This window comes from Thalassoglobus sp., assembly GCF_048270125.1.
Lineage (GTDB): Bacteria > Planctomycetota > Planctomycetia > Planctomycetales > Planctomycetaceae > Thalassoglobus.
The window spans coordinates 51631-61755 of the sequence record NZ_JBLWTN010000006.1; the positions used below are offsets into that span (position 1 = coordinate 51631).

The 10125-nt window shown below is 50.3% G+C and carries 6 protein-coding genes; all 6 read left to right on the top strand.

Features of this window, described 5'->3' with window-relative positions:
- Positions 1-234: 234 nt before the first annotated feature.
- Positions 235-2511 carry a DUF1549 and DUF1553 domain-containing protein gene (locus tag ACN0YR_RS09350; RefSeq protein ID WP_417848943.1) on the top strand — a complete coding sequence of 759 codons (2277 nt, stop codon included), beginning with the start codon at positions 235-237 and terminating at the stop codon, positions 2509-2511.
- A 159-nt stretch (positions 2512-2670) separates the two neighbouring features.
- Positions 2671-4932: a serine protease gene (locus ACN0YR_RS09355; RefSeq protein WP_417848944.1), complete on the top strand. Its 2262-nt coding sequence runs from the start codon at positions 2671-2673 to the stop codon at positions 4930-4932.
- The gene (locus ACN0YR_RS09360) at positions 4929-6356 is read left to right on the top strand and encodes a DUF1501 domain-containing protein (protein ID WP_417848945.1); all 1428 of its coding nucleotides are present in this window, start codon (positions 4929-4931) and stop codon (positions 6354-6356) included. Before ACN0YR_RS09355 ends, ACN0YR_RS09360 begins: the two co-directional genes overlap by 4 nt.
- A gap of 495 nt (positions 6357-6851) precedes the next feature.
- Positions 6852-7874 (top strand): arginine N-succinyltransferase, encoded by a 1023-nt coding sequence (locus tag ACN0YR_RS09365; protein ID WP_417848946.1) that lies wholly within the window; start codon positions 6852-6854, stop codon positions 7872-7874.
- Positions 7875-7996: 122 nt separating this feature from the next.
- Positions 7997-9466, top strand: coding sequence for a succinylglutamate-semialdehyde dehydrogenase (gene astD / locus ACN0YR_RS09370; RefSeq protein ID WP_417848947.1), 1470 nt, complete (start codon positions 7997-7999; stop codon positions 9464-9466).
- On the top strand, positions 9463-10125 hold a 663-nt coding region (locus ACN0YR_RS09375; protein WP_417848948.1), incomplete at its 3' end, for an N-succinylarginine dihydrolase. The genes astD and ACN0YR_RS09375, both read left to right, overlap by 4 nt.

The window sequence follows — 10125 nt, forward strand, 5'->3', positions numbered from 1 at the left end:
CTCGCATCTGCATGGCAAAATCGCCTCTCTTTGGGATCGGGTTGTGAGGGATATCATCATCTTTCAGTGAAAGCAGGCGCAATGATGATTCTAAAAAGAAAAAATCTGGACGGACGAAGATCGCATCACATAGAATTGATGAATGACGATAAAAACGTTATTGTCAATAGCCCACCACTAGATCGTCCCCCCTACCCACCTTGCTGATCTACCAAAACTCACAAAGGTCTCAACATGTCTCTTTCTCGTCATGACATGACCATCCCGAATCTCAGGGGAGCTTGTCTGCCTCGAATTGGGACATCACTTTCGATGTTCGCTTTGGTACTCGCTTCGGTTTGCTCTGCTGGAGAACCCGGCAGCGAAGAGCCCAGCAGCACAGTCAGCTTTATCAACGACGTCATGCCGGTAATCACCAAGGCAGGATGTAACACGGGAGTCTGTCATGCAAAGGCGGGAGGTGGACAGAACGGTTTTCAACTTTCGCTGTTAGGCTTTGAACCAGAAGAGGATTACGAAAGCCTCGTGAAGTCGGGACGGGGTCGAAGAGTCTTCTCAACAGCACCCGGCAAGAGTCTGATTCTGTTGAAGGCTACTGGCCAAACCCCGCACGGTGGTGGTGTCCGCCTTACGAAAGATTCAGAAGGCTATCAAACGATCACAAAATGGATCGAGCAGGGAACACGATACCAATCTGAGACGGAACCAACACTCGTTGGGGTCGAGGTTCACCCGGAACGCGGGATCGTGGAAATGGGGAAAGATCAGCAACTCAAATCGATTGCGACTTACTCTGACGGAACTTCACGTGATGTGACAAACATTGCTTTGTACGAATCGAATGCCGATGCCATGGCAGAAGTTTCTGAAACGGGCCATGTTCGTATTAACGACATCCCCGGTAAAGTTGCGATCATGGTTCGCTATCAAGGGAAAACAGCGGTTTTCACGGCAGCCGTTCCTTTGGGAATTCCGGTGGAGAACGTTCCACCGAGCAAGAATTTTATTGACGACCACGTTTTTGCGAACCTCAAAGAGATTGGCATTCCTCCATCACCACTTTGTGATGACGCCACATTCTTACGTCGCGTTTCTCTCGACATTGCCGGTCGCCTTCCAACCGACGAAGAAGCTCAAGAGTTCCTGGCAAGTTCTGACCCCGAGAAACGAGCGCAACTGATTGATTCACTCTTGAAGAGTCCTGGCTATGCCGACTTCTTCGCAAACAAGTGGACGACTCTTCTCAAAAATCGCCGAGACGATGCCAGCGACATTACTTCAAACTTTGCGTTTCATGCCTGGATTCGTGACAGCTTGTTGGCCAACGTCACTTATGACCAGATTGTTCGTGAGCTTCTGGCAGCGACCGGGACCGTCATCGCAAACCCTCCAGTCGCCTGGTACAAACGAGTCAAAGATACGAAGCAACAACTCGAAGATGTCGCTCAACTTTTCCTGGGTGTTCGCATGCAGTGTGCCCAGTGCCATCACCATCCTTTTGAGCGCTGGTCACAAGACGACTACTACAGCTTCGAAGCCTTCTTCAGCCAAGTTGGACGCAAGCCGACCGGCACACGTGGCGAAGATCTCATCTTTCACAAGCGAGGAATAGCGACAGCAAAGAATGTGAAAACTGAAGTTGCTTTAAAGCCAGCAGCCCTTGGCGATTCAGTTGGTGACATTCCTCCTGATGAAGACCCACGGTTGCGGTTAGCAAACTGGATGAGCTCACCGGAAAACCCCTTCTTCGCAAAAGCGCTTGTGAATCGCTACTGGAAACACTTCTTCAAGATCGGGCTGATTGAACCTGAGGATGATATCCGCGACACCAATCCTCCCACCAATCCGGAACTCCTTGCCGCCCTCGAAAAGCACTTCATCGAAAGTGGTTACGATCTCAAAGAATTGGTGCGTCTGATTACGAATTCAAATGCTTACCAGTTGAGCGCGATTCCAAACGAACACAACCTCGCTGATCGACAAAACTATTCGCGATACTACCCACGACGGTTACAATCTGAAGTTCTTTTGGATGCAATCGACGATCTTACTGGATCAAAAACAGCATTCGCCAATCTTCCCCCAGGAACTCGTGCTGTCGCCCTTCCGGACAACAGCTACAACAGAGCTTCCGCCTTCCTGCGAGTCTTCGGTCGCCCGGACAACTTGAGCGTCTGTGAATGCGAACGGAGTCAGTCTTCGAATCTCGCCCAAAGTTTGCATTTGATCAATTCCAACGAAATCAAATCCAAACTGGCTGCCGGATCCGGACGTGCTGCAACATTGACCAAGAAAGAGATCACCCCCGAAGAGAAAATTTCAGAGTTGTACCTCTGTGCCTTCTCTCGCCCTCCCACTGAAGACGAACTCAACACGGCCTTGGCCTACCTGAACGAAATTCCACTCGATACAAATGGAAAACCAGTCGCCGACGCGGCTGCTCATCAACAAAACTTACGGGATCTCATCTGGGCATTAATGAATACGAAAGAATTCATGTTCAATCATTAATTTCCAGCTGGGGCAAATACAATATTGGCCTTCACCCTCCGCCTTGTGGCGAGCAGTCTGTGAGGCCATGGAAGTGCCCTTCATGGACACGGCAAAGATTGAAAATGCCCTAAACGGTTCCTGCCTTCAATTTAATATCGTTCTTCAAAGGACCAGTTCGTGATATTTTCAAAACACGCACAATGCCTTTTTAATTGTGTCACCGCATTGGCACTGCTGAGCTCCAGCCTGTGGGCACAAGCTGTCTGCTTGCCCGCTCCGCGACTCTTGACAACCTTCCCCATGGGAGGAGAGGTTGGCTCAACAGTCGAAGTTTCCATCACCGGTGAAAACATCGAAGATGCCGACCTGCTCAGTTTTTCACACCCCGGAATCACCGCGATTCCGAAAGTCAACGACAAAGGAATTCCGGTTCCGAACACATTTGTCGTGTCGATCAAAAAGGATTGCCCTGTCGGGATTCACGAAGCCCGCGTGATGACGCGACTCGGGGTTTCCTCGTCACGGGTCTTCAACGTTGGTTCTCTTTCCGAGATCAACCAGGTTAAACCGAACACAACACTTGAAAAAGCGATGCCGCTTGCCGTTGATTCGATCTGCAATGCCTCGATGACCAAACAGGCAATCGATTTTTATTCTTTTGACGCTCAGCAAGGCCAGCGAATCGTCGTGGACTGTGCCGCAAAAGGGATCGACTCAAAACTCAATCCCGTCCTCGTCATTGCCGATGCAAAAGGAAACGATCTATTGGTTGAACGTCGCGGTGGAGCGCTCGACTTCGATGTCCCCGCAGATGGAAAGTACATCATCAAAGTCCATGATCTGACATTCAACGGCGGAGGAGAATACTTCTACCGTTTGGCACTGAAAGCCATTTCCAAAGATGAAGCCATCGTTCGTCTGCCTTCGACCAATACCGTCAGTTCATTTTCCTGGCCGCCAGAAGGCTTGGCAGAAAACGCTGCTGCTTCAGAAGCTGAACCAAACAACGATCACACACAACCGCAAAAGATCACACTTCCATGCGATATCTCGGGGAGTTTTTTCCCCGCAGCCGACGTTGACACATTTGAGTTCGCAGCCAAAAAAGGAGATGTCTGGTGGGTCGAAGTCGCCTCAGAACGCCTCGGCTTACCGACAGATCCGTCGATCGTAGTTCAAAAAGTGACCGGCGAAGGGAAAGATGAAACCTTGACCGATGTCGTTGAACTGACCGACATCTCCAGCCCAATCAAAGTTTCAAGTAACGGCTACTCATACGATGGACCTCCTTACAATCCCGGATCTGCCGATATTCTGGGGAAGGTCGAGATCAAGGAAGATGGAAATTACCGTCTTCAATTGACTGACCTTTTCGGAGGAACTCGAAACGACCCACGCAATATTTACCGTCTCATTATTCGCAAAGCGCAACCAGACTTCGCACTTGTCGGCTGGGCATTGCACATGAATTTAAGAAACGGTGACCGTAATGCCCTTTCGAAGCCGATCGCACTTCGTGGAGGAGCAACAATTCCTCTTGAAATCGTCGCCGTTCGCCGCGATGGATTTAACGGAGAAATCAACCTGACGATGTCTGGACTTCCAGAAGGAGTCACCGCAACAGGACTCAAGATTCCTGCTGGGAAATCAACAGGAATCATGCTCGTCACTGCGAAAGCGAATGTCCCTCGCGGCCTTTCGAGTGCTACCTTGACCGGAACCGCAGACATCAACGGCGCACCTGTTACCCGTCAATGCTTTATGGCCTCGATGGCATGGCCGGTCCCGAACGCATGGAGCGAAATCCCCAGCCCCCGCCTTCTTGTTGACGTCCCGGTTTCTGTTTCAAACTCAGAACAGGCGCCGATCACTATTTCTGCCAAAGAACAAAAAGTTCTGGAAGTGACTGAAGGTGAGAAGCTGACGATTCCACTCGTGCAAACATTGCGCAGCGACTTCTCTGGGACAAAGATGAGCCTCAAAACGTACGGAGAAGGATTCGATAGAACTCCGGCCTTCGATGTCCCACTTAATGAAGAGACTTCACAGGCGGTTCTCGATTTAGGAACTCTTAAAACGCCCCCGGGAGATTATACAATTGCTTTTTATGGAAGTGCGGTCGCCAAATACCGATACAATCCAGAAGCGGTGACAATCGCGGAAGCAACACTCAAGCGGCTTCAGGAAGAGTCCACAGCGATCGCAGCGGAATTGAAAACTCTCACTGAATCTGCCAAAACTGCGACGGAAGCTGATAAAGCAAATGTCGAAGCGTCCGTCCAGTCTGTAACTGAAAAACAGAAAGCCAATGCAGCTGCTCTGAAAGTTGCTGAGCAGCAAGTGAAGACAGCCACCGCAAAGGCGAAACCTAAAGACATTGTCGATATTGTCGTCTCAACTCCAATCACAATTCGCGTCAACCCCGCGGAGAAAAAATGACACGTTCATCAAACAGGTCAGCGCCCCAGTATTGTCCCGGCCCTGGGAGTCGCCGCAGCTTCATGAAAATGGGAATCGCCGGATTTGCCTCGCTGAGCCTGCCCGGCATGCTTCGCCTCCGCGCAGAAAGTCCGTCTCCAGAGAAGGACAAGAAAACAGCTGTCATTATGGTTTGGCAACCGGGCGGAAATTCCCACATTGACACTTACGATCCCAAACCAAACGCTGGAACCGAATACCGCGGTCCATTCAGTTTGATCGACACCAAAGTCCCTGGACTGCAGTTCACAGAATTGCTGCCAATGCAGGCAGCAATTGCGGACAAGTTCACTGTCCTGCGTTCTATGCGACAAGGAGCAGGCGGTCACCCTGCCGGCTCGATGCAAATGCTTTCCGGAGATTCTGACACCCGCGACAAGCCGAAGCCGAAATACCCAGATTGGATGTCAGTCGCAAATTATTTACGTGATCAGGAAGGACCACGCACCAATCCGTTGCCAATGTATGTCGGCGTGAATCCTCCGACGACGTATAACGGGCCGGCTTACCTTGGAGATTCTTACGCTCCGTTCTCCGTCACCGGAGATCCAAATTCTCCGAAATTTGTCGTCCCCAATATCGGTTTGTCTAATCAGAATGAGGTGCAGCACCTCGGTCGCAGATCATCGCTCAGGCAAAGCCTCGACACTCTCGAACGGTCATTTGATCAAGCTGGAGAACTTGAGGCACTTGATGAGTTCGAAACTCAAGCCATGACCTTGCTGACGAATCCGAAAACAAAAGACGCATTCGATCTTTCTCAGGAAGATGATCGAACTCGCGATCGGTATGGACGTAATACCTGGGGGCAGCAACTCCTGCTGGCCCGCAGACTTGTTGAAGCGGGTGTCGAAGTTCTTACTTCCAGCTTACGCGGTCCGTTATGCGGTCGAGTGAATAACTGGGACGACCATGCTGTCAATCACCACGTCTTCGATGCGCTTCGGTTTCGGGCACAAGCTTACGATCAAGCAGTCTCAGCACTCATCGAGGACATCTACGAACGGGGACTGGATGAACGTGTGATGGTCGTGGTGACTGGTGAATTCGGACGAACACCCAAGATTAGCTATCAACCAAGTACTGGTGCAGGAAACGCCAGCGCCCCAGCGGGAACACGACAACCGGGACGCGACCACTGGCCGCGCGCATTTTCAAACATCTGGGCTGGCGGTGGGATCGAACCCGGACAGGTCATCGGAGCGACCGATAAACGCGGAGAAGACTCCATCGAGCGCATCTGTACTCCCGGAGACTTCCTGTCGACGATCTATCATCACTTGGGTATTGATTCCTCACAAGTCTTCATTAAAGACTTCAATGGGCGCCCAACCCCCATCGTCAACCACGGTCGCCCTATCCCTGAACTGATCGGCCGAGGCTGATCGCCTGCAGCGTTTTCAAAAAGGCTCTGGAAGCCCGATCTCAATTTCCAGAGAATGCGCCGTTATTTGTCAAGAACTGACTGTCACAAACTCTCAGTCAGGGTGCACTCATTTGAGTGTGCCTCTGACTGGGCAGACAGTGACAACGTGACTGCTTGACTATTTGAATAGCCCAGCGACCGCACATTCAAAACCGACTGCGCGAGGTTCTTCTCCGCTGCGGATCGGAGATTTCTTTGTGAATGAGGAGAGGGCCGCAGTGCTCCTCATCACCAATGGAGTTCCCACTCCGTTCAGTTTCCATCTGGCGTCGTGATTTCTTCTCAAGACGACGTCAGCGAAATTGCGTATAATGTGGATGCGTCAAACGCCATTCAGAGTTCATTCACTCAGGCAGATCCGGAATCCGTGATTGAACTTAAGCTGAATGGCAATAACTCTTGTTGCATTGTCAGCATTACGATGCTCGCAGGGCATTGATTGGAGGGTGTGGAAATGTTTGTGATTCGGCCGGTACGTGAGACTGACCTTGATGACATTGTTGCACTTGCAGACCTAACATCTTTCGGATTAACGACTCTCCCCCGTGACAAAGAACTTCTTGAATCCCGCGTCCATGAATCGGTTCAGGCGTTCCAGAATATCTCCAGAGGGAAAGCGAGTGGACAGGCCTACTTGCTCGTCATGGAGGAAGTCGAGACCCAAAAAATTGTCGGGACATGCGGTATCGTCTCCAAAGTAGGAGGTTTCGAACCATTTTACGCTTATAGAATTGAGACGTCCCGGCATGAATCGTTAACGCTCAATATCCGCAGAGATCTCCCGATTTTGCATCTTGTTGCTGAGCACGATGGTCCCAGCGAAATCGGAAGCTTGTTTCTGCATCCCGACTATCGGCAAGGTGGGAATGGGCGATTACTCTCATTATCTCGTTTCTTAATGATGGCTGAGTTCCCGAAACTCTTCGACGATGAAGTCATTGCTGAGATGCGAGGCGTCATTAATGAACAGGGACAAAGTCCGTTTTGGGATGCAGTTGGCAAGCATTTCTTTGATCTAGAATTCCCAAAAGCCGACTACCTGAGCATTCTGAACAAAGAATTCATCGGCGACCTGATGCCAGTCCATCCGATCTATTTACCCCTGCTGCCACAAAGTGCTCAGGATGTCATCGGTGAAGTGCATCAGGAAACCCGCCCTGCTCGGAAGTTGCTTGAATCCGAAGGTTTTCGTTTTCAGCAAATGATCGACATTTTTGAAGCCGGTCCAATTTTACACTGTCCACGTTCCATGATACGTACGGTCCGTGAAAGTCGACGCGAATCAATCGCGGAGATTGTCGAACAAATCGACTCGGAAGAATCCTATTTTATCAGCAATGCCTCTGAGGACTTTCGCGTCGTCCGATCGAAGCTTCAAATGACAACGCAGGGTGTCCACCTGGAACGTGCAGCAGCAGAGACCTTGCAAGTAAAAACGGGTGATCAAGTTCGATTTGTCACACCCAAATCCGGTTAAAGAATTTTCAATACATCTCCTGCCCGTGCAAGTCTCTTTCAGAATGTCAGAAAGGCCCGGTCACAGAGCAGAACAGTTTCAGCAGTTGTGCGAATAGTTCTTTCATTCAATTGAGATACAAGATGAAATTTTCAGGTCAAAATTACATCAGCGGAACCTGGCGTTCGGGGCAAGGGTCAGAGTTTGTTTCCGAGAATCCTGCGAATGGAAATTTGATCTGGCAAGGTCATCATTCCAGCCAGGAGGATATCGATGACGCGATCCAATCTGCAAAAAACGCCTCGAAGAAATGGGGATCGAATTCAGTCGGCGAGCGAATTCAACATCTCGAATCGTTTCAGAAAGAGTTGAGTCATCAGTCTGAAGAACTCGCAAAATTAATTTCTCAAGAGGTCGGCAAGCCGGTTTGGGAGGCGAGAACTGAAGTGCAGGCAATGATCGGAAAAATCCCCGCTTCCATCGAAGCATTCGGGCAACGAGCAGCAGACGAAGAGATCATACTCGCAGAAGCCAAAGGATTCACACGGTACAAACCACTCGGCGTCGTTGCTGTTTTAGGACCATTTAATTTTCCGGGACACATCAGTAATGGACATATTATCCCCGCGTTGCTGGCGGGCAATACCGTTGTTTGGAAGCCAAGCGAATTGACCCCAGCAGTGGCGGAGTTTGTCATTAAACTTTGGGAAACTTCAGGTTTGCCAGCGGGCGTAATCAATCTAGTGCAAGGTGGCCGCGACACTGGAGCGAGTCTCGTTTTTCATCCAGACCACCGTGGCGTGCTGTTTACTGGGAGCTTACAAGCGGGTATTGCGATTTCAAAAACTCTCGTCGAGCGTCCTGAATCGATTCTTGCTCTTGAGTTGGGCGGCAACAATCCGTTGGTGATTCATGAAATTGATAACATCGACGCTGCGGTCTACTCGACCATTCAATCTGCCTTTCTGACATCAGGCCAAAGGTGCACGTGCGCTCGCCGACTTATTGTCACTGACGGAAATGATGCGTACATCGAGCGACTGATAGAAGCTGTCAAGAAGCTGAGTGTTGACTATCCCGATGCTCAACCAGAACCGTTTATGGGATCGGTGATTAATTCCAAAGCTGTCGACCGGCTCATCGACGAACAAAATAAATTACGAAATTCGGGTGGTAAAATCCTCGTTGAAGCTCAGCGGCTTCCCCTGGGAGATGCTTTCGTCTCACCCGGAATCATTGATGTCACAAACGTCAAAAATGTCCCTGATGAAGAACTCTTTGGTCCGTTTCTAAAAATGATTCGCGTGGCAGACTTCGAAGAAGCGATCCATGTTGCAAATCAAACCCAGTACGGACTGGCCGCCGGACTGCTCTCCAAGCATCGTTCAAGCTATGACCGTTTCTTTCAGGAGGTCGAAGCAGGACTGATCAACTGGAATTCTCCCACTACCGGGGCCAGCGGTCGATTGCCGTTTGGTGGAGTACGAAAAAGCGGGAACCATCGTCCTGCGGGATCGTTCATGATTGACAGTTGCCACTCGCCGGTGGCTTCGATCGAACGGGAATCACTGAATGTGCCAGAAAAACTCTTACCGGGAGTTCACTTTTCATGAAAGCTGTTGAAATCAATTTTGATGGCATCATCGGGCCGACCCACCACTATGGTGGACTCTCTTTTGGGAACGTTGCCTCGAAGCGATTTCGCTATCAAATTTCATCTCCTCGTCAGGCCGCCCTGGAAGGTCTAGCGAAAATGAAGCTGCTCAGTGATCGTGGAGTCTCACAAGCGGTCCTCCCCCCTCATCATCGGCCCGACCTGGAGTTTCTTCGGAGTCAAGGTTATTCAGGAGAGGCTGAGCAGATCATCCAGAAAGTTTTTCGCGATGATCCTGAGCTTCTATCGACGGCATCGAGCGCCTCATCGATGTGGGCCGCCAACGCCGCGACGGTCTCCCCCAGTGTCGAAACTTCGGATGGGAAAGTTCATTTTACACCTGCAAATCTCATCAGCAAAAGACATCGATCCATTGAACCGCAATTCACCAGAAAAGTTTTCAAGAAAATTTTTTCTGATTCGCATTACTTCACAATTCATCATCCGCTTCCTGCGACAGCTGAGTTCGCAGATGAAGGCGCAGCTAACCATTTGCGAATTTGCAGTTCTCACTCCGAACCGGGGGCAGAGATCTTTGTGTATGGTCGGAACGGAGACGGTGGAGGTCCACAAAAATATCCAGCTCGACAATCTCGAACCGCCTGCGAAGCCATCATT